Origin of the sequence: Gemmata palustris (assembly GCF_017939745.1) — a bacterium.
GTDB classification, from domain to species: Bacteria; Planctomycetota; Planctomycetia; order Gemmatales; family Gemmataceae; genus Gemmata; species Gemmata palustris.
The window spans coordinates 2,284,437-2,308,216 of record NZ_JAGKQQ010000001.1; the positions used below are offsets into that span (position 1 = coordinate 2,284,437).

General features: G+C 64.0%; 37 protein-coding genes and 1 pseudogene. 16 read left to right on the forward strand and 22 right to left on the reverse strand.

The window, feature by feature from the left end:
• Positions 1-87 precede the first annotated feature (87 nt).
• A complete protein-coding gene (locus J8F10_RS09150; protein ID WP_210653524.1) occupies positions 88-903 on the forward strand; it encodes a metallophosphoesterase family protein in 816 nt (271 codons plus the stop codon).
• A gap of 20 nt (positions 904-923) precedes the next feature.
• Here the strand turns inward: J8F10_RS09150 and J8F10_RS09155 are convergent, their stop codons facing one another.
• The 17 genes from J8F10_RS09155 to J8F10_RS09235 all read right to left on the reverse strand — a co-directional run bounded on the left by J8F10_RS09155 (position 924) and on the right by J8F10_RS09235 (position 9,055).
• Positions 924-1,094 carry a hypothetical protein gene (locus tag J8F10_RS09155; protein WP_210653525.1) on the reverse strand — a complete coding sequence of 57 codons (171 nt, stop codon included), beginning with the start codon at positions 1,092-1,094 and terminating at the stop codon, positions 924-926.
• Positions 1,091-1,366, reverse strand: coding sequence for a hypothetical protein (locus J8F10_RS09160; protein WP_210653526.1), 276 nt, complete (start codon positions 1,364-1,366; stop codon positions 1,091-1,093). Before J8F10_RS09160 ends, J8F10_RS09155 begins: the two co-directional genes overlap by 4 nt.
• Positions 1,363-1,890: a DNA N-6-adenine-methyltransferase gene (locus J8F10_RS09165; protein ID WP_210653527.1), complete on the reverse strand. Its 528-nt coding sequence runs from the start codon at positions 1,888-1,890 to the stop codon at positions 1,363-1,365. The genes J8F10_RS09160 and J8F10_RS09165 overlap by 4 nt, the downstream gene beginning before the upstream one ends.
• Positions 1,887-2,867, reverse strand: a complete 981-nt coding sequence (locus tag J8F10_RS09170; protein ID WP_210653528.1) for a hypothetical protein — start codon at positions 2,865-2,867, stop codon at positions 1,887-1,889. Before J8F10_RS09170 ends, J8F10_RS09165 begins: the two co-directional genes overlap by 4 nt.
• Positions 2,857-3,132, reverse strand: coding sequence for a hypothetical protein (locus J8F10_RS09175; RefSeq protein WP_210653529.1), 276 nt, complete (start codon positions 3,130-3,132; stop codon positions 2,857-2,859). Before J8F10_RS09175 ends, J8F10_RS09170 begins: the two co-directional genes overlap by 11 nt.
• Positions 3,129-4,790 (reverse strand): DNA cytosine methyltransferase, encoded by a 1,662-nt coding sequence (locus J8F10_RS09180; RefSeq protein WP_210653530.1) that lies wholly within the window; start codon positions 4,788-4,790, stop codon positions 3,129-3,131. The genes J8F10_RS09175 and J8F10_RS09180 overlap by 4 nt, the downstream gene beginning before the upstream one ends.
• Positions 4,787-5,173: a hypothetical protein gene (locus J8F10_RS09185; RefSeq protein WP_210653531.1), complete on the reverse strand. Its 387-nt coding sequence runs from the start codon at positions 5,171-5,173 to the stop codon at positions 4,787-4,789. The genes J8F10_RS09180 and J8F10_RS09185 overlap by 4 nt, the downstream gene beginning before the upstream one ends.
• Positions 5,170-5,574 carry a hypothetical protein gene (locus J8F10_RS09190; protein ID WP_210653532.1) on the reverse strand — a complete coding sequence of 135 codons (405 nt, stop codon included), beginning with the start codon at positions 5,572-5,574 and terminating at the stop codon, positions 5,170-5,172. Before J8F10_RS09190 ends, J8F10_RS09185 begins: the two co-directional genes overlap by 4 nt.
• A complete protein-coding gene (locus J8F10_RS09195) occupies positions 5,571-5,870 on the reverse strand; it encodes a hypothetical protein (protein WP_210653533.1) in 300 nt (99 codons plus the stop codon). Before J8F10_RS09195 ends, J8F10_RS09190 begins: the two co-directional genes overlap by 4 nt.
• Before the next feature lie 200 nt (positions 5,871-6,070).
• Positions 6,071-6,439 (reverse strand): hypothetical protein, encoded by a 369-nt coding sequence (locus J8F10_RS09200; protein ID WP_210653534.1) that lies wholly within the window; start codon positions 6,437-6,439, stop codon positions 6,071-6,073.
• The gene (locus tag J8F10_RS09205; protein ID WP_210653535.1) at positions 6,436-6,681 is read right to left on the reverse strand and encodes a hypothetical protein; all 246 of its coding nucleotides are present in this window, start codon (positions 6,679-6,681) and stop codon (positions 6,436-6,438) included. The genes J8F10_RS09200 and J8F10_RS09205 overlap by 4 nt, the downstream gene beginning before the upstream one ends.
• Complete coding sequence (locus J8F10_RS09210) at positions 6,678-7,166, reverse strand: hypothetical protein (RefSeq protein WP_210653536.1); 489 nt, start codon at positions 7,164-7,166, stop codon at positions 6,678-6,680. The genes J8F10_RS09205 and J8F10_RS09210 overlap by 4 nt, the downstream gene beginning before the upstream one ends.
• Positions 7,163-7,315 (reverse strand): hypothetical protein, encoded by a 153-nt coding sequence (locus tag J8F10_RS09215; protein WP_210653537.1) that lies wholly within the window; start codon positions 7,313-7,315, stop codon positions 7,163-7,165. The genes J8F10_RS09210 and J8F10_RS09215 overlap by 4 nt, the downstream gene beginning before the upstream one ends.
• Complete coding sequence (locus J8F10_RS09220) at positions 7,312-7,536, reverse strand: hypothetical protein (protein WP_210653538.1); 225 nt, start codon at positions 7,534-7,536, stop codon at positions 7,312-7,314. Before J8F10_RS09220 ends, J8F10_RS09215 begins: the two co-directional genes overlap by 4 nt.
• 197 nt (positions 7,537-7,733) lie before the next feature.
• The gene (locus J8F10_RS09225; protein ID WP_210653539.1) at positions 7,734-7,934 is read right to left on the reverse strand and encodes a hypothetical protein; all 201 of its coding nucleotides are present in this window, start codon (positions 7,932-7,934) and stop codon (positions 7,734-7,736) included.
• Between the two features lie 166 nt (positions 7,935-8,100).
• Positions 8,101-8,676 carry a hypothetical protein gene (locus tag J8F10_RS09230; RefSeq protein WP_210653540.1) on the reverse strand — a complete coding sequence of 192 codons (576 nt, stop codon included), beginning with the start codon at positions 8,674-8,676 and terminating at the stop codon, positions 8,101-8,103.
• Positions 8,677-8,788: 112 nt separating this feature from the next.
• Positions 8,789-9,055 carry a hypothetical protein gene (locus J8F10_RS09235; RefSeq protein ID WP_210653541.1) on the reverse strand — a complete coding sequence of 89 codons (267 nt, stop codon included), beginning with the start codon at positions 9,053-9,055 and terminating at the stop codon, positions 8,789-8,791.
• A gap of 175 nt (positions 9,056-9,230) precedes the next feature.
• Between J8F10_RS09235 and J8F10_RS09240 the strand changes: the two genes are divergently transcribed.
• A complete protein-coding gene (locus J8F10_RS09240; protein WP_210653542.1) occupies positions 9,231-9,896 on the forward strand; it encodes a GP88 family protein in 666 nt (221 codons plus the stop codon).
• A gap of 69 nt (positions 9,897-9,965) precedes the next feature.
• Here the strand turns inward: J8F10_RS09240 and J8F10_RS09245 are convergent, their stop codons facing one another.
• On the reverse strand, positions 9,966-10,511 hold the full coding sequence (locus J8F10_RS09245; protein ID WP_210653543.1) for a hypothetical protein: 546 nt from the start codon (positions 10,509-10,511) through the stop codon (positions 9,966-9,968).
• A 389-nt stretch (positions 10,512-10,900) separates the two neighbouring features.
• Between J8F10_RS09245 and J8F10_RS09250 the strand changes: the two genes are divergently transcribed.
• Positions 10,901-11,695: a ParB/RepB/Spo0J family partition protein gene (locus J8F10_RS09250; protein WP_210653544.1), complete on the forward strand. Its 795-nt coding sequence runs from the start codon at positions 10,901-10,903 to the stop codon at positions 11,693-11,695.
• Here the strand turns inward: J8F10_RS09250 and J8F10_RS09255 are convergent.
• A pseudogene (locus J8F10_RS09255) lies at positions 11,696-11,778 on the reverse strand.
• Positions 11,779-12,167: 389 nt separating this feature from the next.
• On the opposite strand from J8F10_RS09255, the gene J8F10_RS09260 reads away from it, so the two are divergent.
• From J8F10_RS09260 to J8F10_RS09300, 9 genes are all read left to right on the forward strand, one after another.
• Positions 12,168-12,362 (forward strand): hypothetical protein, encoded by a 195-nt coding sequence (locus tag J8F10_RS09260; RefSeq protein ID WP_210653545.1) that lies wholly within the window; start codon positions 12,168-12,170, stop codon positions 12,360-12,362.
• The gene (locus J8F10_RS09265) at positions 12,359-14,092 is read left to right on the forward strand and encodes a type IV secretory system conjugative DNA transfer family protein (protein WP_210653546.1); all 1,734 of its coding nucleotides are present in this window, start codon (positions 12,359-12,361) and stop codon (positions 14,090-14,092) included. The genes J8F10_RS09260 and J8F10_RS09265 overlap by 4 nt, the downstream gene beginning before the upstream one ends.
• Positions 14,089-14,409, forward strand: a complete 321-nt coding sequence (locus J8F10_RS09270) for a hypothetical protein (RefSeq protein WP_210653547.1) — start codon at positions 14,089-14,091, stop codon at positions 14,407-14,409. Before J8F10_RS09265 ends, J8F10_RS09270 begins: the two co-directional genes overlap by 4 nt.
• Before the next feature lie 122 nt (positions 14,410-14,531).
• Entirely contained in the window at positions 14,532-14,717 is a 186-nt protein-coding gene (locus tag J8F10_RS09275; protein WP_210653548.1) for a hypothetical protein, read from the forward strand.
• A 54-nt stretch (positions 14,718-14,771) separates the two neighbouring features.
• On the forward strand, positions 14,772-14,981 hold the full coding sequence (locus J8F10_RS09280) for a hypothetical protein (RefSeq protein WP_210653549.1): 210 nt from the start codon (positions 14,772-14,774) through the stop codon (positions 14,979-14,981).
• Positions 14,982-15,029: 48 nt separating this feature from the next.
• Positions 15,030-15,224 (forward strand): hypothetical protein, encoded by a 195-nt coding sequence (locus J8F10_RS09285; protein ID WP_210653550.1) that lies wholly within the window; start codon positions 15,030-15,032, stop codon positions 15,222-15,224.
• Between the two features lie 10 nt (positions 15,225-15,234).
• Entirely contained in the window at positions 15,235-15,852 is a 618-nt protein-coding gene (locus tag J8F10_RS09290; RefSeq protein ID WP_210653551.1) for a hypothetical protein, read from the forward strand.
• Entirely contained in the window at positions 15,842-16,234 is a 393-nt protein-coding gene (locus tag J8F10_RS09295; RefSeq protein ID WP_210653552.1) for a hypothetical protein, read from the forward strand. The genes J8F10_RS09290 and J8F10_RS09295 overlap by 11 nt, the downstream gene beginning before the upstream one ends.
• Entirely contained in the window at positions 16,231-16,482 is a 252-nt protein-coding gene (locus J8F10_RS09300) for a hypothetical protein (RefSeq protein WP_210653553.1), read from the forward strand. The genes J8F10_RS09295 and J8F10_RS09300 overlap by 4 nt, the downstream gene beginning before the upstream one ends.
• A gap of 54 nt (positions 16,483-16,536) precedes the next feature.
• Here J8F10_RS09300 and J8F10_RS09305 read toward each other — a convergent pair whose 3' ends face one another.
• On the reverse strand, positions 16,537-17,346 hold the full coding sequence (locus J8F10_RS09305; protein ID WP_210653554.1) for a hypothetical protein: 810 nt from the start codon (positions 17,344-17,346) through the stop codon (positions 16,537-16,539).
• 386 nt (positions 17,347-17,732) lie between these two features.
• Here J8F10_RS09305 and J8F10_RS09310 point away from each other — a divergent pair, with 386 nt between their 5' ends.
• Together J8F10_RS09310 and J8F10_RS09315 are read left to right on the forward strand one after the other, a co-directional pair.
• Entirely contained in the window at positions 17,733-18,281 is a 549-nt protein-coding gene (locus J8F10_RS09310) for a hypothetical protein (protein WP_210653555.1), read from the forward strand.
• A complete protein-coding gene (locus J8F10_RS09315; protein ID WP_210653556.1) occupies positions 18,278-18,967 on the forward strand; it encodes a hypothetical protein in 690 nt (229 codons plus the stop codon). The genes J8F10_RS09310 and J8F10_RS09315 overlap by 4 nt, the downstream gene beginning before the upstream one ends.
• 37 nt (positions 18,968-19,004) lie before the next feature.
• On the opposite strand, the gene J8F10_RS09320 is transcribed toward J8F10_RS09315, so the two are convergent.
• Both J8F10_RS09320 and J8F10_RS09325 read right to left on the reverse strand, forming a co-directional pair.
• Positions 19,005-20,117 carry a hypothetical protein gene (locus J8F10_RS09320; protein ID WP_210653557.1) on the reverse strand — a complete coding sequence of 371 codons (1,113 nt, stop codon included), beginning with the start codon at positions 20,115-20,117 and terminating at the stop codon, positions 19,005-19,007.
• Between the two features lie 84 nt (positions 20,118-20,201).
• Positions 20,202-21,395 carry a tyrosine-type recombinase/integrase gene (locus tag J8F10_RS09325; RefSeq protein WP_210653558.1) on the reverse strand — a complete coding sequence of 398 codons (1,194 nt, stop codon included), beginning with the start codon at positions 21,393-21,395 and terminating at the stop codon, positions 20,202-20,204.
• 156 nt (positions 21,396-21,551) lie between these two features.
• On the opposite strand from J8F10_RS09325, the gene J8F10_RS09330 reads away from it, so the two are divergent.
• Positions 21,552-22,412, forward strand: coding sequence for a TatD family hydrolase (locus tag J8F10_RS09330; RefSeq protein WP_210653559.1), 861 nt, complete (start codon positions 21,552-21,554; stop codon positions 22,410-22,412).
• An 82-nt stretch (positions 22,413-22,494) separates the two neighbouring features.
• On the forward strand, positions 22,495-23,775 hold the full coding sequence (locus J8F10_RS09335; RefSeq protein ID WP_210653560.1) for a hypothetical protein: 1,281 nt from the start codon (positions 22,495-22,497) through the stop codon (positions 23,773-23,775).
• Positions 23,776-23,780: the final 5 nt, after the last annotated feature.

Sequence of the window (23,780 nt, forward strand, 5' to 3'; positions counted from 1 at the left end):
GAGCAGACCGCGCCTACCGACGTTCGGATGTCCTCCTCGTACCGCCGCTGGTTGACTCCCCCCACCCACTCGTGCCATAACTGCTGGATGAACCTCGCCTGGCTTACCGACATCCACCTCAACTTCCTGCGCCCGCCCGCGCAGGCGGCCTTCGTTGCCATGCTCGCCGACACGGCGGCCGATGCATTCGTCCTCACCGGCGACATCGCCGAGGCCGACGACGTCGCGGTTCACCTTCACGCATTTGCCGACCGAGTTGCTCGCCCGGTGTACTTCGTCCTCGGCAACCACGACTTCTATCGAGGTTCGATTGCCGGCGTGCGGGAGAAGGTGCGGTCGCTATGCTCGGTCACTCCGAACCTGCACTGGCTGCCCGATGCGGGCGTGGTGCCGCTCACCGACGAGGCGTGCCTGGTCGGCCACGACGGCTGGGGTGACGGGCGGTTCGGCGACTACCACGGTTCCGACGTACTGCTGAACGACTTCGGGCTGATCGGGGAGTTCGGCGGGTTCGAGGAAGACCCGAACGAACGGCTGGCCAAGCTCCACGCCCTCGGCGACGAGGCGGCCGCACATTTCCGCTCCGTGCTGCCGGACGCGCTCGCCCGGTTCCGGCACGTCCTCGTGGCGACGCACGTTCCGCCGTTCCGCGAGTCCTGCTGGCACGAGGGGAAGGTCTCCGGCGACGACTGGCTGCCGTTCTTCTCCTGCAAGGCGGTTGGGGATGTACTGTTCGAGGTGATGGCGGCCGCGCCTGACCGGACAATGACCGTGCTGTGCGGCCACACTCACGGCTACGGCGGGGTGGACATCCTGCCGAACCTTCGCGTGCTCACCGGCGGCGCGAAGTACGGGCGGCCGGAGGTTCAGCGGCTCATCGAACTCAGCGGGCAAGGTGGTTGACTCCATCGTCACCCGTGTCGTCATTCCCGCCCGCCCGCGTTCTTCACCCGCAGCTCCGCCTCGTACAGCGCGTAGGCTTTCTGCCGCACCGCCTCGCTGTCCGGCGGAAATTGGCCTGTTTCCCGCCACACCTCGGCGAACGCAATCAGCGAGACGCAGTGGAACAGGTCGCGGGTGATTTCTTCCGTCATGCACGTCCCCGCACCGTGCGGCGTTCGACGAGCGTCGCCCAGATTTCCGATGCAAGCTCGGCGGCCCGCTTCGCCCAGGCGTCCGCACCCGGAACACCCGCTGGGTACACCGCCTCCACCCACATTGTGCCGTGGTCGGTGACGGTCAGAAGCGATGCCCCGGCCGGGGTGGCCAGCACGGAGCGGAGCTGACGCTTGAAAGCCGAGCAACCGTCGAAAGCGAGCTTGTACTGTCCGGGAGCAGTGCCGAGGTGAACGCGGGCGAGGGTCAAGCAGATAACGCACAGCCAGAAGCCGCGTCCTCTGTCGCTCGAATCGGCTTCACCAACACTCCGGCCAACCCGGAGGAGGCAATCGCGGCAACGTTGTTCTGCCCGTAGGCGATGAGACAGCTCGGGGCGTTCGCGCTCGCGGCCTTCGTGCCGTCAACGTGGTGGAAGGCTAACCGACCCTTGAAGAAGAACACCGCGTCGGCCTTCGCCCAGATTTCGGCGTGAAAACCCTTCGTTTCCGTCCGGGCGAAGATGAGCCCGATGGCGTTGCCGTGCTCGGCGCAGCGGTTCATCCACTTGAAGGTTTCCGCACCGTAGGGCGGGTTGCACCAGACCCGGCCTTCCCACGGTTGACGCAGCCCGTCGTCGTCCACGGTGTAGTGCCGCGAAGCCATTTCCCACGGGCGGTTAACCGGGGCGCACGGGTCGAGGTCGAACTGGCCGAGGGCGCGGATGATGTGCGGAGGGGTGAGCCACTCGTCTTTGCTGCTCTCCGAGATGACGTGGTTGAAGCCGTGAGTCATGCAACGTAATCCTTCTCTATCAGGCCCAACTCGGCCTTACCCGCCAAGTGCGGGTTCCACCAGAACACACCGGTGCGGCAGCATTTGAAATGCCCACGCCGCCAGTGCAGTCGCCGCTTGCCGTGAGCGGCCTCATCCGCATCGAACCGTTCCGCCAATCGTAACCCGGCCTTTACCTGCTTGTTCAGGTCGACGATGTGGTGGCTGAACAAAGGCGGCTTGCCGTTCTTCGACCGTTTGTGGTTGAGAGCGGTCAGGTCGTCGCACGGTCGGGTCTCGGTGATCCGAGGAGAGTTGATGCGGACGACATAGTCGACGATCAACAGGGCCATGCCCGGCCAGCGCTCCAGTTCGCCGTCCACCTCCACCTTGCAGTCGCCGCCCTCGGCCAACCGGACGGTGTCAGGCCAGATGGTTCCCTCGGTGACGTGCAGGTAGCCAACCCCTGCCGCGTCGGCCAGCCGGACCTGCACCCCTCGCCCGTCGTCCCCGGCTGCAGTCAGTAATGCCCCGAAGTGATGGGCTGGATGATCCGAAAACTCCCACTCCATCCACATAGGGTCATGAGACAGCCGGAACCACTTAGCCGCATCCGCCACGGTCTGCGGCGTGGCGAGTTTGGTCAGGCTGGCGTCCGCGAATGCGCGGGTAAGTGCGAAACGCTGGGCGCGGGCGACATCCTCACGGAAAGCGAAGTGCCGCTCCTCCGACATGCTCCCATCCAAGAGGCGGAACGCCGTCTTGCCATCGCACGAGTTCATGATTGCCAACTGTCGGTCGAGAGCGGCGAAGTATGCCCGCAGTTGATCTTGGGAGAAACCGGCCTTCTCCAGCATGTCTCTCGCCTGCTCATTCGTGATATCGGACGCTCGGTGGGCATCGACGATCAGGTGAACCGGCTCAAGCTCTGTTGGAACCTGGGACCGGATCGAAGCTTCGGTGTGCCATTTGGCAGATGCAATGCGGTCACACAGCATGACAGCCATCCTTTCCCGCCAACGTGTCCACGTCCACGAACTTCACCAAGTCGAGCCGCTGGGCAATCTGCCCCGCTGGGAACTCGTCCTTGTGCCGATTCCAGAAGCCCCGGCAGCAAGCGTCGTCAGAGTGGTGGCAGATGCGGTGGCCCTTGAAGCCGCCGTGCGGGTCGGCTACGTCGGCTTCGAGCTTGGCGAGGTCGAGCGGCGAATCCTTGCGGTAGATGCAGGTTGAGCAAGCGGTTTTCTGGACGCGGAAGGTCATGCTGCCCGCCCCATCGGCGCCAGCCCGAACTGCGCCCGTACCATCGCCGCCGCGTTCGGGGGGCTGACCGAGTTGCCGCACATCCGCACCTGGGCCGTCTTCGTCAGCGGTTTCCCTTCAAACTCTAGGTCGATGATGTACTCTTCATGGAAACCCTGTGCGCGGTACAGTTCGCGGGGCGTCAGCATCCGCAGGCCGATGTCGGCAATTAGGTACTCCTCCCCGTAAACCGTCACCAACCCAAAGCGGTGCTTTGCCGTGACGGTGTGCATCGGTTCGTCGAGCCGCGGGTCCTGGTCGGTGCCGAAGTACTTGACCAGAAAAGCCCGCACCTCGGCGAGGTGGAGGCCCTGGGCGCTGATCGTCGCCATCGGGTCGGTAACTGGCTGGCCGTCGCGGCAGGTGCCGCGCAGCTTCACGAGGTTTGATGTGACCAGGCTGTGGTGGTCGGAAGCTGTCACCGTGCCGATGGGCTGCCCGACACCGTGGCCGACTACTCCGCCATAGTGCTTGGCGAGAAACGCAGCCACCAAGGCGTGCTTCGGCCCACCGGCGACCACCGTCCCGAGCGGCTTGTCGATGCCCGGGACTCGCGGTGCCTGGCCTTCCCGCTCACCGTACCCGGTCTGGATAAGGGTGGGGACGCAAATGGCGGAATGCGGGTCAGCGGTCAGTGTTCCGTGCGGCTGGTTCAGGGCACGCGGCTTGCCGGAAAAAGTCGGGCCGCCCGCCCCTACGAGGTAAGGCGTCACCAACGCCTTCTCGCCCCGCTTCGCGCCCGTCACGGTGCGGAACGGCTCATTCAGCGGTTCCACCCGGTCGCCGCCATGATGTGTCAGGCTGATGATGAACGGCTCCGGTGCGTCGATTACGTACCGGCGAAGGCCTGCAGCCACACGGCGAAGCGTGTTTTCGGCGAGTGGCTTCTTCCGTTCGAAGATGCTCGGACACGGGATGGACCAGTCGATGCACTCGGCCGCCGTCCGCCACGGTTGCAGGTGGCTGGTGAAGAGGTCGGTGCCTATTTTCTTCGGGCTGGCGTGGGTCGGCTCCGGCCACACGATGCGCTGTCCGTCCCGCCGTGCGACGATAAACAGCCGCTTCCGGATGGTGGGCGCGGAGTAATCGCACGCCCGCAACTCGCGCCACTCGACGACGTAGCCGAGGTTCCGGAGCTGGGCGAGCCACCGCTGGAACGTCTTTCCCTTCCGCTCGGGGCATGGGTAGCCCTCGTCGTCGAGCGGCCCCCAGTCCTGAAACTCCTCGACATTCTCCAGAATGATGACGCGGGGCTGCACGGCCTTTGCCCACTTCACCACAATCCACGCGAGGCCGCGGATCTTCTTGCTGACCGGCTTGCCGCCCTTCGCCTTGGAGAAGTGCTTGCAGTCGGGAGAGAACCAGGCCAGCCCGACCGGACGACCGGCGCAGGCCTCGGCGGGGTTCACCTCCCACACGTCCTCGCAGTAGTGCCGCGTGCTCGGGTGATTGGCCCAGTGCATGGCGATGGCTTCGCGGTCGTGGTTGATGGCGATGTCCGGCGAGCGGCCGAGGGCCATCTCGATACCGAGGGAGGCACCGCCGCCACCGGCGAAGTTGTCAACGATGAGTTCGGACGGAAGGAGGCTGAAGGAGATGCCGTGGGAGAGTCTGGTCATGCTGCCTCGCTTTCTGCCGCAGGCACGTCGTCATCCCAGACGGTGAAGGTTTCCAGCGGCGCGTCCCAGCCATTCGGGTACACGTCGATGACCATCCCCTGGTCGGTACGAATGACGGTGACGGTGAACTTGCCAGCGACGTGGACGTCTGCGCGGTCGGGGGCGGCGTCTGAGCGGCTTGTGGTGACGCCGGGGACATGCCCCTCGTCGAAACCGAAGTCCCGGCAATTGACCGTGACGGCTTCGCGGAAGTCGGTATCGGCAGGCAATTCAGCCCAGTAGTCGGCGGCCTCACGGTCGTTGGCGATGAGCCACTGGCGGGCTTGTTCCTGCGTCATGGCGTCGATGTCGGCCTGGCAGGTAACGGGGGGTGTGCGGGTCATGCTGCCCTCCCGGTCGCTTCGGCGATAACTTCGTTTGCCTCTACCAACGCCTCGACGAGGTGCCGGCTGCGATAGCCGTGTGGGCAGTCCTCGTCAGCGTGCTCTGCAAGTGACTGGAGAGATTCCAACAGGCTCTGTCCCGCGTGCATTACCCGCAGCCGGTTCCGTACTGATTTCGTGTCGGCAAACGGTATCCCCGTGATTCGCTGGAACACCTGCTCGGCGTGCTCGCGGGTGGCAAAGTCGCCGATGGCCTCCACACCCCCTTCGGGAAGGTGGCCGTACAGCGTCCAGACATCAGCCTCGTGCGGCACGCACACCTCGAAGTAGAAGTGACCGGGCTTGTCCGGCTCCTCGGTGCGGGTGCAGGGGCTGATTTCGTAGTTGTCGAAGGGCTTCATGCTGCCTCCTTGCCGGTGGCGTTACCAATGGCGGCACGAACTATCGCAAGTGTTTTGCTCCTGCTTGCATCCCTACCCTTGACACGATTCTGTTCGATGTGATGGCGTTCCACCTCCTTCAGCGCTTCCAGCAGATCGGCCCGGCCTGCGTCAATGCCTTGCTGGGCAGCGACCAGGATTGCCTCTCGCATCTTCGCCGTGCTGTAGTGGCGTAGGCCGCTTCCAGCAGCGGTGAGGACGGCGTCAGCGAGTGCCTTGGCTTCCGGCGCGTGCTTCTGTTCGGTCAATTTCGTCATGCAAATCCTTTCTTCAGTTCTCAGCCCCGCCAATCGGGGCCGTATGGTGTTCAGTGAGAAGCCGGTGGTGGCTGCGGCGGGCAAGGGGAAAAGCCGAGGCTCCCTCTTGGGAAACGGTCTTTTCCCCTTGAGCGACGTGGCTCCGGCTTCATCGTCACCAGATAAACGGCCTGGCGGGGGTGAGTGGTGGGGGATGTGGGTCATGCAGCCAGAGCCTTCTCATGCCGGTACCGCTGCGGCTTCCCAGCCTCATACCAGAAGGCCACCCGGGGCGGCTCCTCGAAGCAGGCGACCACGATGGGGCTTGCCTCGGCGTACCGCCGCTCCGCCTTCCGCAGAGTCGCGCCGCTCTCCCGGGCCGTGTCGATGATCAGCAGGCGGCCGAGATGGCTGGGGCACGGCGAGCCGTAGGGGATGAACGGCACCCCGAGCAGGTGGGAGGCGTAGGCCGCCGCCACGGCTCCAGAGCGTCCGGGGCCGGTGACGCTGCCGATGTCATCCGGGAGGACGGTGAGGACTTCGACCAGACGGGCGTGGAACTCGGACTCGGACACGATGCGGGCGCTCACGGCTGGCCATCCAGCTTGGCGAGGAGGGCTTCAGCCTCTGCGATGACAGCCTTATCGCGTGAATATCGAGGCTCGACCGCTTTGAGTTGGCGGGTCACCTTCTCGAGCATCTGCCGCATCTGTTCTGCGTGGCAGGCGTCGATGGCAGCTTGGGCGGCGTTGATACGGTCGCCACGGGCGACGTACACATGCAGGGCGGCCTTCACCCGCTCCAACAGTGGGGGATTCAAAACAGCGGTCACGGCTCGCATCCCTTTCCGACATTCCCGCTGTCCACCTCGCTGGTGAACTCGCGCCAGTGCCGCCACCCTTGCGGGCAGTGAAAGCCCCACTCGCGGATCTTCGGTCCGGTGATGAACAGCGTCCAGGCAGGCACAGCTCTACCATCCTCGCGCAACAGTTCGAGGCGGTGGGCGTGCGTCGCCCGGCGGAAGACGATTCCCCCAGCGAAACGGACGCTCACCCCGTCGGTGGTGTGCTCGATGTAGCCGCCTTTCAGGATGACGCTCAGGCTGATCCACGGATGGTCATGGAGTGCCCTGTCGTCATCGTCCCGCAGGAACTTGTGCAGGTAGATGTTGAAAAGTCGATTTCGCGGGATGACCCACCAGCGGAGCAGGTACGGGTTGTCCCTGCCGCCGATGTAGAAATCCGGCTCCCGGTAGAAGGGACGGACCAGACGCTTGGCCACGCGCTCCACCAGCGAACTCCGCAACCCGGCACTCACCGCTCCATCTCCCGGCATTCCTTCCGCCGCAGCAGTTCGTTCAGCCCGAAGCAGCCGAGCAGGGACGCTCCCAGCAAGGTGGCCGTGGCGAAGGCGAAGGCCAGCAGGTCGGGGGTGTCGGAGGTGGCGGTGTCGGTGGGGTCGGTCATGGCTTCGGCTCGCTGACATGCGTGAGCAGGTAGCAACCGCTGATGCCTTCGAGGAAGACCACGGCGCTGTGGCCAGAAAGGACGAACGCCTCCGAGCGAGTCTTGGTGCGAACAGGAATGGGCTCGAAGTCCTTCTTCAGCATCACCTCGGAACCGACGGGGAACTGGCGGTTGAACGCTTCGACGGCTTTATCCGGGGAGCGACGCGAGGCGGCTTTCATTGTCCCCTCTTCAGGCGGTGCCGCCGCTTCTGGGATGCCCGTTGCTGCTTGCGTGCGCCCGTCTTCTTCTTTGACCGGGGCAGCGACGTGGCCCCCCGCTCGACGAATGTAATCGGGTCGCCTTGAAATGCCGACAGTGCAAATGCCGCCGATAGTGATAACAGTGACTTCATACTCCTCCTTGCCCTGCGGGCGGTTTACTTCGTTACTCGTTCAGCCCATCCGGGCTTCTTCTCTCCAGGCTGCTGCCGATGCACCGCCGCGCGGTACGCCACGGCGCAGTCCCAGAGTTCGCGTACAGCGGCGTTCGGTGTCGCCTGGGCGCGGAGCCACCCGAGGCGCTCCATCGCCTTGTCGGCTTCCTCGACGCTGTTGATGCGGGGTTTGCGGCGAGTCATGGTTGGACACCACGCCGCTTGAGTTCGAGGAACTTGAACGGGTCGATGAATGGCTCCGACCGTAGAGCGTGCTGCAAAGCTATCGTGGGCATCGCCGCAACGTCGGCCGGGATGTCGCGCGTGAACATTGCATCGCGTTGATTCCTAAATGTTGCCGCGTCTACGCTCACTTCGCCCCCTGCTTCTTGCTTACCGCCGCCTTGCGGTTTTCCAGCGTGTCGTCCAGGTATGTGATTTCCGCGAGCGGCGCATCCACCGACGAGTTCGTCGTTTCCCACGGTCTCGTCTTGCTGACACGGTTGCCACTCACGCAGAAGCGGTCACCGTCCCAGCCGAATCCGCAACTCCATTGGGCGTACGTTTCGCCAGCGTGGAGGAAAAGCCGACCGCGATGCTGGTCGATTTCACGCACCAAGACCTTCTTTCGTTCATCCAGCGAGCATTGCTCCGTTTCGAGTTGCGCTATCGCCGCGAGCGTTTCGTCGGACACCAGTTCGACGGACTTCGCCGTTGCGACCGCTGCTTTCTGGCAGGCGTTGCAAATGATCGGCTTCTGGCTCATTGCTTGGGCTTCTACCCTCAGTTTCGAGCGATACTCAGCACGGTTTTCAGGTGTTGCAATGCTGTTGAAACCGGTTGAGACTGTTCGCTTGAATCCCCTTCCGCATGAGGCACATCTCGCCTCGTAGCCTTCACGGATGGTGTTCCAGCCGTAGCGGATTGTTTGGGTAACGACTGTCATTTCTTCGCCTCCTGCTTCTTCTTCCGCCACGCCTTCAGCCTGCACACGGGGGAGCAGAACACCTGCCATGCGCGTGTGGGCGTGAACTTCTTTCCGCACTGCGGACAGGTGGTCATGCGGCCTCGGCAGGGACGACGACGGTTTCCCCGGCGGCCGTATTGATTTTGTCCATGTACCGCTTCCTCGACTCTTCGCTGGGGAACGACCCGCCGATGTCACCTTGGTGAAAGTGGTATCGCGTGCTGGGCCCGCCGGATTCCGCAGCCTTTAGGAACGCATCCCCGTCGGCTGTGCGGTGAATGTAAGAGCTGCCGCCGAACGGTCCTTCCAGTTCTCCTGCACCCTTTAGAAATTTCACTTGTAGAGCCTTGTCTTTCATGATGTGCCTCCATGTTTGATATGCGTTTCGACCGTAGCGCAACGCATTTCATCTGTCCAGCACTTTCGTAACGCTTGCGCGAATTACTGAACTGTGACTTCCTCGCCGGGTTTCGAGGTTCATGCGTCTGGGGTGTTCCCAGCCGTGTGGCCTCTTACCCGTGCGAGGTGCAGTCATGCACACCGTTCGAGGTCTGCTGGTCGCTGGAAACGAGAAGCTTTCGAGCCAAGCTCATCACTTCGACCTGCCTGCTGGCCTGACCTGTCCTGGCAAAACCAAGCTGTGTCACGGCCGATGCTACGCGCGGAAAGGCCGGTTCGCCTTCCCGCAAGTTCAGGAGCGCCTTCGCTGGTGCCACGAACAGTCCAAGCGGGACGACTTCGCCGATCGCCTGGTCGACGAACTCTACCGCAAGGGCGTGCTGCTGATGCGCTGGCACTGCTCGGGTGACGTGTACTCCCCCGGGTATGCCCGCAAGATGCTCGACATCATCGAGCGGTCCGAGCACACGAAGTTCTGGGGTTACACCCGGAGCTGGAGCGTGCCGACGATCGCCCCAGTGCTGAAGGACATCGCAGCGCTACCGAACATGCAGCTCTGGCTGTCCGCCGACGCCGAGACGGGTTACCCCGACGAGGTGCCGGAGGGTGCGAGGGTGGCGTGGATGCAGACGGACGTGGAAGAGGACACGAGGGAGGCCGACCTGGTCTTTCTCGACCATCCGCTCCGGAAGCTGACACTGCCGCTCGCCGTGCTCGAAAAGGCTTGCCCCACTGAAACGCCGGAAGGCAAGAAGAAGGGGACGACCTGCGCGACGTGCCGCTACTGCTGGACGGAATGAAGAAAGGCCCGCTGCCGAACCCGAAAGGGCGACGCAACGGGCCTTCTCTTTTGGCAGTCGGCGGGCTGGTTACGCGACGCCGCCGTAGCTGTGGGCGATGCCGCGTTCGTCACGCACCATCTTCGCCACCTCCTCGAACGCCCGCTCGGCCAGGATGCGGTCCTGCACGCGAGTTTCGTACTCGATGGGGCGAATCCACTCCTTGTTGTCCTGATTCCAGCGGAAGCCGTGCTCCTTCAGCTTCGACTTCACCTCGTCCGACGGCTTCTCGTCGAACTTGATGGTGGACAGGTACGGGTTCTGGTGCTCGCGGAGTCGAACACCGGCGACCACATCGGTCATGCCCGCGGCGGAATACCCGGCCCGGCGACCAACTGCGTCCGCATGGCTCTGGCCATCTTGGCGGTGGGGCGCGAACCGGGCAGAGTGGCCGTTCTCGTGGGCGGCTTCCCGCTCGGCCGGTAGGTGCGTGCTGTTCGCCACGTCCTGCACGATGGCTGCGGCCTTTATGGCCGGGTCGAACTCGGCAGGGTTGAAGTCGGCGGCGGTGAGGGTGGGCTGTTCGGTGGCGGGCTGGCCGAGTTCGGCGACCGCTTTTTTCTTGGCTCGTGCCATGGGGCGATTCCTTCTGTTCTGGTTCGGTGTTCGCCCTGACGAGAACGGCGTGGCAAACGCATCCGGGGTAGCGCAGAACGTAACCCAAGTCAATTGCCGAAGTTGAGTTGCGCCCGGACGGCTTGCGGGCGGCGGCCTCGCGTACCTCTTGGACAGCGGGGAGCAGCCCGCAGCACGACGGACTTTCTGGACGGCGGGGAGCACGAACGCGAACAGGTTTTTCGCGAAATCGCGCAACTGCCTTCATTTCAAGCAATTGCGCGACGCGGGCACGCATCCGCTTCTTTCTGCCGGTTCTGGCCTTGCGCTTTTTTGGAGATGCGCTACGCGGCGCGTTGACTTCATGCCTGCCACTTCGCAGATGGGGGTAGCCCAACCGGAGGAGCAACATGCCGAAGCTCGAAAACAAGCCACTCTCGTGGCTCAAGCCTGACCCCAACCAGCCGCGCAAGTCGTTCATCGAGGCCGAATTGCGTCTCCTCGGCGAATCGCTGCGGCGCAAGCAACTGCAGCCGGTGCTGTGCCAGCCGGACGGCACCATCATCGCCGGGGAGCGGCGGTGGCGGGCGGCCACGCTCGTCGGCCTGCCCACGCTGGAAGTGAAGATTGCCGACGAGGTGCTGACCGACTCGCAGAAGCGGGTGTGGCAGCTCGTGGAGAACATGCTCCGCGCCGACCTGACGGGCTACGAGCAGTGGACGGCGTGCGCGGAGCTGATGTGCATGAACGCAGGCTGGCAGATGAAGGACGCGGCCGAGGCGCTGGGCCTCGACCCCAGCACCATCACCCGCATCCTGTCGCCGTCGAAGTGCGTGCAGGAGTGGCAGGACGCGTTGCGCGACGGGAAGGTCGGGATTACCGACTGCTACTCAGCTAGCAAGCTGCCGCAGGAGAAGCAAGCGGGTCTTCTCGCGCTCAAGCTGTCGGGTGCCAGCCGCGACCATCTCGAAGCGGTGGTGAAGAAGGCTCGCAGCACCAGCGCGTCCACGGTCAAGCTGGCCAAGGTTCGCTGCCCGCTGTCCACGGGGACGGTGGTTACGGTGCAGGGCGCGGAGATGGGGCTGGATGAACTCATCGAGGCGCTTCAGTCGACGCTCGAAAGCGCCCGCCGCGCCAACAAAGAGCAAATCGACGTGAAGACGTGGGCGCGTGTGATGGCCGACAAGGCGAAGGTCGCGGTGTGATGGCGGCCGGGAGCAGGACTTGAACCTGCGACCTGCGGGGATGGTGCACCAACCCGCCGCTCTACCAACTGAGCTACCCCACCATCACTACGCCGGGTCATGACTCCCGGCGGCCCTTGCGGGTCTTGAGTGCTCGCCTACGAGCGTAGCGGATAGCTGCGGGCCGGTCTTCCACACTCCGGCACCCTGGTACTCCCTGGAACGCCCTAACCCGGCCTACGTGGCCGCCGCAGCACCCGCACGGTGCCACGGGTGGCGTACGCAGTCAACAACTTTTGGAGGTGCGAGATGATCGGATGGCTTCTTTGGCTTTTTGTCACTTGGGTTTACCCAGCATTGATGTTCCTGTTTCCATTCCAAGGCATGTGGTGCATCCACAACCTTAAGGGCGAGATTGAAGGCGATAGCGACAGGGCTGAAGACCTTCGCTGTCAGATAGCTGGTCTCAGAGCGCAGTTGGAGGAAATTCGCAATGTTGCATGACACGCTGTTCAACTGGCTTCTGGTCGTCAACGCCGCCGTTGCGGCCCGCGGAATCTGGATTTGCTCGAACTCATTCCGAGCGGAGGCTGAGGCCCGCCAGCTCCAGGCCGAAGCCAACATGCTCTGTGCGCAGATCGAGTCCGAAAAGTGGGAGAAGCTCAAACTAAAGGAGAGCAACCAGTGACGCTTTGCCGCCTCATCCTCATCGCCGGAATCTTCGGCCTCGCCGCCATCGCCGCCGGGTTCGCCGCCCGATACCCGGCAGTCCTCTTCCTCGCCGTCATCCTCGTCGGATACCTCGGCGGGCGAAGGGTCATCCAGCTTACCAGCCACGGCACGGCCCGCTGGGCAAACGCCGCCGACTTGAAGCGCGCCGGGATGCTCGGCGGGCACGGCCTGCCGCTGGGGAAGATCGAAGTCCGCCGTCCGACCTTCTGGGCGGCTCTTAAGGGTCTGTTCGACAAGCGGTTACACGCCCGCGAGGCATGTGTGGCGTTGATGCTCTCGTGCAGGAAGCTTCAGCGGCTCCCACCGCAGAGCGAGATGGTGCGGCTGAACAACGCCGTCCACACGGTGGTGTTCGCCCCGAGTGGAGCTGGGAAGGGTGTGTCGTTGGTCGTCCCGTTCCTGCTGTCCTGCCTCGACTCCTTGGTGGTTATAGATCCGAAGGGGGAGAACGCCAAACTCACTGCCGATGCCCGCCGCCGGATGGGGCAGCGCGTCTTCATCATCGACCCGTTCGGGCTGGTGACGAAGAACCCGGACACGCTCAACCCCATCGCGGGGTTACGCAACGACTCCCCCCAGTCGCTCGACGAGGCCCGCGCCATCGCCAAGGAGATCGTCGTCCGAGGCATGAACGAACCCGACCCGCACTGGAACGACAACGCGGAGTCCCTCACCGCCGGGATGATTGTCGCCGCGCTGTGGACGAAGACGAAGTCGCTTCAAGACGTGCGGACGCTGCTTTCCATCGCGGAGTCTCGGAACGCGGCAATCAAGGAAATGTGCGCCAGCCCCGTGTGGGGTGGGATGATCGCCCGGCTCGGTGCCCAGCTCGCCAACCTCAAGGACAAGGAACTGGCAGGGGTGCTGTCCACCGCCAACCGGCATACGGCGTTCCTCGACACGTTGGCGGTCGCGCAGAGCACCGGAACGAGCAGTTTCGACCCGGCGGATCTGATGAAGGGCAAGGTGACGGTCTATCTGGTGTTGCCGCCGGAGTACCTGAAGAGCCACGCGGCCTTGCTCCGGCTGTGGGTCGGCACCCTAATGCGGGCGTGCGTCAAGAACGGGGCGCAGGAGAAGAACCTTGTCCATTTCGTGCTCGACGAGGCCGCCAGCCTCGGGCAGATGGACTCGCTGGAGGATGCTGTATCGCTGGGTCGCGGGTACGGCGTTCGTTGTCAGTTTTACTATCAAGCGACCGGCCAACTAAAGACCTGCTGGCGGGAGGGTCGCGACCAGACGCTGCTAGCCAACTGCACCCAGGTCTACTTCGCTGTGCGGGACTACGAGACGGCGGAGCAGGTGAGCAACCAGCTCGGGGAGGAGACCATAGTCGTCCGCAGCGGTGGCGAGAACTGGGGCGGCTCCAAGCAGTCGAACAGCCCGGACGCATCGAGCAGCCGGGGGGAGTCCTGGGGGGGAAACGACAACTGGCAGCAGCAGGGGCGCAAGCTGCTGAAGCCGGAGGAGGTGATGACCCTGAGCCCCCGCCTTGCCATCACCTTCGCGCCGTCGGTACGCCCGATCTGCACGGCGCTGACGCGGTACTACGAGCCTGGCGACCGCCAGCCGGGCCGGTGGAAGCGGATGCAGGAGACGGCGGAGGTGTGGACGACGGCGGTGATGATGCTGTCCATCGCGCTGGGGGCGTGGTGGGCGGTGGTGACAAGCCCCCACTGGAGATGACCATGAAGATGAAAGAGACGTACCAGGTAATCGCGGAGGCGATGCCGAGCAAAGCGGAGGTCGGGCAGGAGCTGGGCAACCGCGTCGAGGAGGCCAAGGGCTTTCTCGGCAACGTGATGTCGGAGATCGGTTCGGAACTGGGTCGCCTCGGCGTTCAGGGGCAGGCCGAGGTCGCGCAGGCGCTGTTCAACGGCAACGCCTACGTCCCCTACGGCGAGGGCCAGAAGGGCGTTGAGCAGGAAACCCCGCAGCACGGCCTTCCCCCCGTGGCGCAGGTCGAGAAGCAGCAGGAAGTCGAGATGGAGATGGAGCGGTGAAAAAGTGCCGGGGATATAGCCGCCGTAACCAGTCGGCGGCACCCCCGGCCAAAACAGATGCGGTTCGCAGGAATCGCACGCGACCAGAGCCACGATTCATAACCACCGTTAAGGAGATTCCGATGGATATCGACAAGCTGTTCGTGCTCGGCCTCGCCGGGCTGACCGTCTACATGATGATTTTCCAGACCGACAAGTGGAAGGCCATCAACGAGGAGGGCTGGAAGAACATGAACAAGGCGGGCAAGGCAGCCGAAACCGCCACCAAGTTCGGCATCGGCGTGTTCCGGCTGCTCCGCCGGCGGTAGACACCCACGGCCACGGACGGCCTTTCCCTCAACCACCAACCAAGGAGATTCACCGTGAACGACCCAATCATGCAGCTCGCGCTGCTGGCCTGTGGCGCGATGCTGGTCTGGTACTTCTACATGCTGACCTGCCGGCCGGAGCAGTTCGGCAAGCTCATGGACAAGCACATGGAGTGGAACAAGGCCCGGCACGAGCGGAACAAGGGGGTCGCGCGGGGCGCGGCCAGGGCGGTGCTGTTCGGCATCAAGCTCTGGAAGCGGTAACCACCCGGGCGGGGACGCCCACCCTGCCCCTCGTTCGGAGGCACCGCGATGACGAGACTTGACCACGACTGTGCCTGGGCGACCGCCAAGGCCGTGCTGGACATGGTGGGGCACCTGCTCCGTGAGGAGGAGCAGAAGGAGTTCTTCTCCATGACGGTTGCGGCGGTGGAAGCCTGCCTCATCAAGCGTGATGAACTGATGGCCCGGGAGCGACAGCGGCTGGCGAAGCCGTCGAATAACTAAGGGGGACGCGATGAAGGACTTTAAGAAAGCGCTCGCCGAGCAGCGGGAGGAGGCGCTGGCGGGTGTCGCCGACGGCCTCCGGGCGGGCGGGACGTTCAAGGACGTGATGCGGGATGCCGCCGCATACGGAGTGAAGCCGGAGGCGGTGGCGGCGATCCGAGGGCAGGATGCCGACCTCGAGTTGAGGAAACCGGAGAAAGGGTGGCAGATGACGCCCGAGCGGTGGGCCGAAAAGGTGGCAGACTCCATCGCCGCCCGAGTCGAGTGCGGCTACGAGCAACCCGACGCCGACGGAGAGCGGCGGGTTTTCGACCAGATGACGCCGCAGGGCCAGCTCGCCAACATTGCCCAGGATTCAGCCCACTGGGGAGTGACGTTCGAAGCGTTCGTCGCCGCGGTGACGCGGATGATAGCCCCCGACGCCCTACTCGACGCTGCCCTGCGGGTAGCACACAGCAGCCAGAGGGAACTGGCGGCGGTCGAGATGGCGATGCCGGACGACGGTGGGTACGGCAAGGTGCCGCTGGCCGACCGGGTGAGCGACCTGGCCGCCGAGGCGCGTGCGGAGCGTTCCGCCGTGCGGGATCACGAAAACGAAGGTATCGAGAGGGTACACCATGAACGATGACGACATCTGCCTGCTGTGCAAGAAGCACCACGAGCCGCAGCCCACGGTGGTGCTGTATGCCTCGCCGGAGGATTCCGCGGAGCAGTGGGCGAAGGACACGGCGCTGCTGGTGCGGGCGTTCGCCGACATGCACCGGATGGCGTTCGGCCATGTGAGCCCCGAGGGGCTGGTCGAACTGGCCAGGGGCTGCATGGAGAACGGCAGCACTCCGCCCTACGGCTCGCTCCTCGCCCGCTGCATCACGAAGCTGGAGAGCGCGAATCTCGGCAGCCCGGAATACGACCGGCTGCGGGCGCTGGCGGACGCCAACGGCGAACGGCTGGCGCTGCTGGCCGCGAGCGTCCACGGCGCGCTGACTGGGCTGGGGGAGGTGGGTGCGTGATGAAGTCGTATTTATCCGTCCGGCAGGTGGTGCAACGGCTGAACGGCGCGGTGTCGGTGAAGCTGATTTACCGCCTCGTCGCTCAAGGGAAGCTCCGCTGCAACCGCCGCCTGGGCAAGTTGCTCATCGAAGAAGACAGCCTCGTGGATCTTCTGGAGCCACGCGGGCCGCCGCCACCGCCCGAGGAGCCTCCACCGCCGCGCAGGCCGAGGGGCAGGCCGAAGAAGGAAAAGCTCGAACTGTGGTAGAAGCCTCGGCAGGGATGCCGGGGCTTTTCTATTGAGCCGTGAGTGGCCGCAGGCTCACTTGAACGCATCCGCTTTGCCCGCCTGAAGCTCTTTGAACCGCGGCTCCGCGTACTGCTTGAACGGCTCGGTCAAGTCCTCGTACTTTCCGTGGTCGATGCGCCCCGCGGCTCGCAAGGCGATGCTCGACTCGTGTCCGGCGTCCTCGTTGATGAGGATGCACCCGAACAGGAACGCCGGGCGCTCGAAATCGACGTGGGTCAGAAGGCTGGCCATCGCCTGCTGCTGCTCGCGACGGATCGCCTCCGACATCTGGATGAACCGCTGCGGCCCACCCTGTGGCCCAGCCGACAGGATTGCGTCCTTGTGAGCCAGCACCAGTTGTTCCAGCTTCTCCTGCTGGTAGTCGTTCTCGGCGAACTGGCTCGGGGGCTTCGGCAGGATCTGGTCATTCTCCAGCTTACCCAGCGCTGCCGCGGCTGCCCCACAGCACGTGGTGGGCTTGCTCTGGCCGGGGCGAACGACCTGCCCCACCAGGCCGCTTTGCGTGATGCCGACGTGCGGGCCGTAGAGCAGCATCGCCCCGCCACCGTCCGGTATGTGGTGCGAAAACGCGCCCAGCCCCGTCTTCCCGGCGAACGGGTAACCGTCGAGGCCGCCCTGCACGAACGGCCCCACCATGCCGGTCCTCGGCCACTCCACGCTGTTCAGGTCGTCGCTGCAGATGCTGGTGAGGAACGCAATCTGCTTCTCGCTGATTTTGAGAGCGTGCTTCATGTAGGAGAGGAATGCAGTGATGAACCACGACGACTTCAGGGCGTCGGGGTAGTACCGTCGCACCGGGTCAGACGCGCGGATGTCCATCATGGGGGCTCCTCGTCGGGGTAGTTCACCAAGCCGGGGTTGATTCTAAGTGGGCGGATTCGGTGGGGCAATCGGCTCGATTCTGCTTGCGCGAAGGTTGGGGGCGTGCTACGGCTCGGGACATGCCAGCGTTCATGAACCCCCTCAATTCGGCCCTTTCACCCAGCAGACGCAGAACGCTGGCGCTTTCGCGCGTCTGCTGGGTCAAGGGGCTGGTAGTGAGGTGAAGTGAAGCGTTTCTTGAAACCCGCTTTCGAAATAGCTGTCTGGGTGGCAGTTTGGACGGTTGCCGACGTGATTCATGACGGTCCAGATTTGCTAACGGGCGGGATGGCGAGGGAACTGTTTGTCGCCGGAGCCGCGTTTTCCTTCGGTTACTGGGTAAAACGATGACCACACCCGTCACAGCCCAAGCGTTGAAGCTGGAAGTCGGCAAGGCGTACCGCACTCGGGATGGGCGGAAGGTCACAGCACGGTGGAAGCTGGATGGCCAGTTCGCCATGTTCGAGGACGGCATGGACGAAGGGGCCTTTTGCCGCGAGGACGGGCAGCCGAGTTACAGTGGATTCGCCCGGTGGGGAATCGTCGCCGAATGGGATGTCCCCGACCCCGATGGCTGGATCCAGTGGTCGGGTGGCAAGTGTCCGGTACCGCCGGAGACGGTGGTGGAGTGCCGCGGTCGCAAAGGGCACGTTTGGGAAATAGACGCAGGCTCACTTTACTGGAATCACCCGGGCTATGCGGCCGACATCATCGCCTACCGCGTCGTGAAACCTGCAACGATCGCCGAGCCTGCACCCGCCCCCACTCGCGATTTCTCCGCTCATTTCGGCCCGCTGGCGAACCTGACCTGGCGTGACGCTTTCGTCCTCGACGCGCTACGCCAGCATAGCTGCGCCCTGTCCTGCATCCTCGCGGCGGTGGAGCCGAGGACATGAAAGCCCGGCCCATCCCTTTCTCCGCCCCGATGGTTCGCGCCCTGCTCGACGGCAGGAAAAGCCAGACGCGGCGAGTGGTGAAGCCGCAGCCTGATCAAAGCTTGGATTACGTGCGCATGATGTTCGACTGGAATGGCAAAGCACAGGCGGAGTTTGAAACACCCCCCGGCTACCATACGCCGCTCATGTACCATCCGCTCTGCCCCTACGGCAAACCCGGGGACCTGCTTTGGGTGAAAGAAGCCTGGCGGGCAAAGCACTGGTGGGATGACCATCCCCCGCGTGAGATCACTGACCAAAGCCCAATTGACTACAAGCCCTACGAAGACGGCGGTGAGTGGGGGAGAGCACGACACGCCCGCTTCATGCTTCGAAGAATGTCTCGCATGACGCTGGAGATCACCACCGTGCGCGTTGAGCGACTGGAGGACATCAGCGAGGCGGATGCGAAGGCCGAAGGCTTTTCGCCCGGTTGGATGGGCGATGCACTGCCGGAGACTCCTATCGGCGGCGGTTTCACCATCTCATCGCCCGGCACCTACGCCAGCTCAGCGGGCCATTTTCAAGCGTATTGGTGCGAACTGCATGGCTACGACGCATGGGAAGCCAGCCCGTGGGTCTGGGTGCTGGAGTTCAAGGTCCACCAGCAGAACGTGGACGAGTTGCTGAAAGCGAGGGCCGCATGACTTGGGCGAACCGCACCAGCCCGCAGCGTTTCCTGGGTCATCCCTGCTCAAAGGGCCGAAGCTTTTCGCGGACTTCAAGGTAGCTCACGAAGCTCATTTCGGAATGAGCAACCAAGTGCTCGATGACCGGGCGGATGTACCCGTCCAATTCCAGGAAGAGCTGCTTACGTGCCTCTTGGGACGGAAGAAGCTGCTCGATCCGACTTCCCATGTGCACGACCCTGGTGCGGTAGCCGACGATTTGCCCGCTCCCTGGCTCCTTCATCCCGGTCAATTCGTGGAACCGCGTGAGCATCCGCTGATACTCCGCGGCATCGCGTGCAACGTAGCGGGCAATGACCTTGCTCACCTTCTCGAAGCGCTGGTACTCGTCGGGCGAGGCCAAGAACTCGAGGAGGCTGAGTGCCTGCATGAACCGGGCGGTCTGGTTGTCCGACTCGAGTAGGGATGCGTACAGGGAGAGGGCGTGGCTCGCGACCCGGCCAGTCTCCCCGTTCCGAGGGAAAGCCCCCCACTCCAGATGATCCAGCGGCAACCCCAATCCGCGGGTCAGGTAATGGGTGAAGGCAGCACCTCCTACGATCCTCGAATCCTTCATTTGGCCGTTGTAAAGCAACGCGCCTGCCATCATGTGGTTGCTCGCGACCTGACCAGCGTGGGCTGGGAGGTCGTCAATCGGCTCTAGGCGACAGGACCGGAACCGCACACAGTTCAGGCTGAGCAGATCGACCTCTTCCGACAGCCTTCGGATGAAGGCCAGGTGCGTCCTGTGCCCGGCGGACCGGAAAGCCCCCCAATCGAACCGGCAAGGTAACACCACGACAGGGTGCCGATCGAGGGTGTCCTGGGTGATGCCGGACGCGGCCGACGAATGCTCCGCGAGGGACGCGGTATCAGACCGGTTCGGGATGACGTTCAGTTGGTCCAAATCCACCTCGCCGGGCGCATAGAAGGCGACTCCTCCGGGAAAGGCGACCGGAGACTCGACGTGCAGCCGGGCCACGGGCAAGACCGCGAGGTGGGCCCCGGCGTCGAGGAACGGTTGGTAGACGTGCAGGAGGTCTTCGTCCATTATCGAGTCATTGATCGTCTCGTCGGACCAGTCGTACCGCACATCTTCTAGCCGGATATCCTCGCCTTGACTGGACATGATCTGCCCCACAGGCAACGCTGTTTAGAAAGTAACATCTTGACATTTGAGGTGACACTGCGGAAGTACGCGCGGTTCGGGCGTTTACCCACTCGCCGGTGCCGCCCACGGCATCGCCAGCGGGTTGCTCGACGCGAACGCCATGTACCGCTCGTGCAGGCGGTCGATGTCCGGATGGCCGTACCGCTTCTCGAGCATCTTCACCGAGGTGCCGAAGAGCTGCGACGCGACGTAGATGTCACCGCCCGCGTCGAGCCACTTGCTGATGGCCGAGTGCCTGAAGTTGTACGTCTTCATCTGCTTCGGGTCGATGCCGTGCTGGTCGAGCATCGCCACCACTTTCGGCCGCTTCAGGAGAAAGTGCCGCCACTTCTGCGTGACGTTCTGCGGCGACCACGGTTCGCCCCGCAGCGTGCGGAAGATCGGCCCCTCCGGGTGCTTGGCGATGCACTCTTCGACGTAGGCCTGCGCTTCCGGTGTCAGGAAGATGATGCGGTCACGCTGGCTCTTCTTCGCATTCTTCCAGATGTAGCCCCGCTGGGCGTTCCAGCGGTACACCAGCCGCCCCCCGACGTAGTTGAACGCCTCGGCGTGACGAAGCTCGCCCGGCCGCGCCCCGGTCAGCCTGAGCAGCCACAGGTACTTCCCGAACGGCTCGCAGAAGCCGGTCTTCTTCAGGTGGATGGCGGGCGTGTCGGTGCGTGCCTTCCGGTGGTAGGTGCCCTTCTCGAAGCACTCTCCGATGAGCAGGTCCATCAGCTCCTCGCTCATCCGGGCGTCGCGGCCCCGCAGGATGGGTTGCGGTCGCTCCACCCGCCCGGCCAGCGGGTTCGTCAGGATGAAGCCCTTCTTCACCGCCCACGACACCGCGGCGAGGACGAGCGTCACCGCGTGCGCCTTGCTCGTCGGGTTCCACTGCGTCTGCCGTTCCACCCACTGGTCGAAATCGTAGGGCTTCAGTTCGTTCACCCGTTTCGCGCCGAACTCGGTGGCGAACCCGCGGGCCATTACCTCGAACACGCCGGGCACCCCGCTCTTTCTGGTGGAGCGGAGGTGGGCCCGGTACTGGTTTAGCAGGGCGGAAACCAGATAATCATCTGTGCCTTTCCCGGCGTCCTTCGCCACCAGCTTGCGGAACTTGTCGAGCGCTTCGAGGTAGGTCGGGCCGCTCGGCGCGTCTTCCGGGCCGCGGGCGAGGAAGTGCTGGGTGGGGCCGATCCAGCAGCCGTAGGCCTTCTTCGACGCCCAGTAGCGCACGGACGGTTTCGGGCCGGGCATGGCTGTGGTATCCTGGCGGGTTGAAGACGAGGGTGACGGATGCGGGCAAGATGGCCGTCTTGCTGTACGCCATTATACCGGAAAAGCACGAACTCGTGACGTAACTCGTGACAACACCGGACGCAAAATGATGCCGGGTAAGGAGTTAAAGATAATATGAACTACATCGACCCGCACATCCATATGATTTCGCGGACCACGGACGACTACCAGCGGATGGCGTACTCGCAGTGCGCGGCCATTTCGGAGCCCGCGTTCTGGGCCGGGTTCGACCGCGGGACCGCGCAGGGGTTCCACGACTACTTCCGGCACCTCACCGAGTTCGAGCCGAAGCGCGCGGCGCAATTCGGCATCAAGCACTACTCCTGGTTGTGCATCAACGCCAAGGAAGCCGAGAACGTGTCGCTGTCACGCGAAGTGATTTCCATGATTCCCGAATTCCTGGGCCGGCCCGGGGTGCTCGGGATCGGTGAAATCGGCCTCAACAAGAACACCGCGAACGAGGCCACCATCTTCCAGGAGCACCTCGATCTCGCCGCGAAGACCGACGAACTGATTCTGATCCACACGCCGCACCTTGAGGACAAGTACAAGGGCACGCGGATGATCGTGGACATGCTCAAGAACGACCCGCGCGTCAAGCCGCACCGCGTGTGCATCGACCACGTCGAAGAGCACACCGTAAAACTCGCACTCGATAACGGCTTCTGGTGCGGGATGACACTGTACCCGGTCACCAAATGCACCCCGGCGCGGGCGTGCGATATCATCGAAATGGTCGGCACCGACCGCATCATGGCGAACTCGGCCGGCGATTGGGGCAAATCGGACCCGCTCGCGGTGCCGGAACTCATTCAAGAAATGAAGCGCCGCGGGCACAAGGAATCGGAGATCAAGAAAGTGGTGTACGACAACCCGCTGAGTTTCTGGCGGCAGGCGAACAACTGGAAAGAGTGGCCGCCCGAACCCAGCGCCAATGGCGTCGCGACCCCCGCGACCGCAAAGGCAGGGTACTAGTCGGTAGCCACTTCGCGGGGATCTTGTTTAGCCCCGCGGAGACGCCACGGAGTGGCGGACCACTTTCTTACGAGAACACGACATGGCTCGTCGCAAACTGGACCTCGCCGATACGATCCGCACCGCGCTCGCGAAGCCGGAAGCCTCCAGCTTGTCCGAGGCACTCGAGCCCTGGGACGACGAGGAACTGACCCTCGCGGACGCCGAGGGGTTGGTCACCGCGCTCGCGGAAATTACTGATGTGAAGCCGCTCATCGATGCGAAGATCCACGGTGAAACCGGCACACCGCTCCAGACGCTCGCGGTGCTGTTCCAGAACGAGTCGTCCGACGACGCCACCCGCCTGCTCCGCGACCGCGGGATAACGGAACTGATTCGCCTCTTCGATGCGGCGATCGTCGTGCCGGAGTGCCCGTCCGACCCGCTCCTGACGATCTGCAAGATGTTCGCGGTGTACGTCTCGAAGCCCGGACTGGAGCGCATCGTCGCGGCCGTGCGCCGGTTCCCCGACGAGTACATGTGGGAGATCGTGTTCGGCGTGTTCGCAGACGAGGGGCACCCGCTCGGAGCGGAACTCATCGACCGGCTGCGCGACCCGCTCCCGACCGACTTCGCCGCGGTCGCGTACCTCGATCTGGTGAACGCCGCGGCGCGCGAGAAGCGGCTCGATGCGCACCCGTTCGACACCGAAGAGGGCCACAAGCGCCTGGAAGCGTGGCTCGCGGACTCGAACTCCGAACACTTTAGTTACGCGCACAGCGCGGCCGCCGCGCTTCCGTTCATCGAATCGAAGGCGCGGAACTCGCTCGCGTCGCTGGCAATGGACCACGCGGACACCGGCGTGCAGATGGAAGCGGCCTGGGCGTCCGCGTACCGCGGGGGCACCGCGGGCCTCACGGTTCTGGCGCGCATGTGCGAAGACCCGCAGCACAGCATCATGGCGCAGCAGTACCTGGAAGAACTCGATCAGGCCGACCGCATCCCGGCCGCGGCCCGGGAGCCGGACTTCAACGCGCTCGCGCAGATGTGCCAGTGGCTCCGGCACCCGAACGAGTTCGGCGAACCGCCCACCGACGTCACACTGTACGACACGCGCGAACTCGACTGGCCGCCGACCAACGACCGGCGCCGCGTGTGGCTGTTCAAGTACACCTACGCGGGCCGCAACGAAGATGGCACCGACGAGGTCGGTCTGGGTATGGTCGGCTCCATCACCTTCGCGCTGTTCGGCGAAACGAACGCGGCCATGAGCCCCGAGGACGCTTACGCGATCCACTGCTGCTGGGAACTGGACGTGAACGACGACCCGCGCGCGCCGAAGAAGCGGTCCGTGAAGGCGGGACGCAAACTGCTCGGAATCTGATGCAC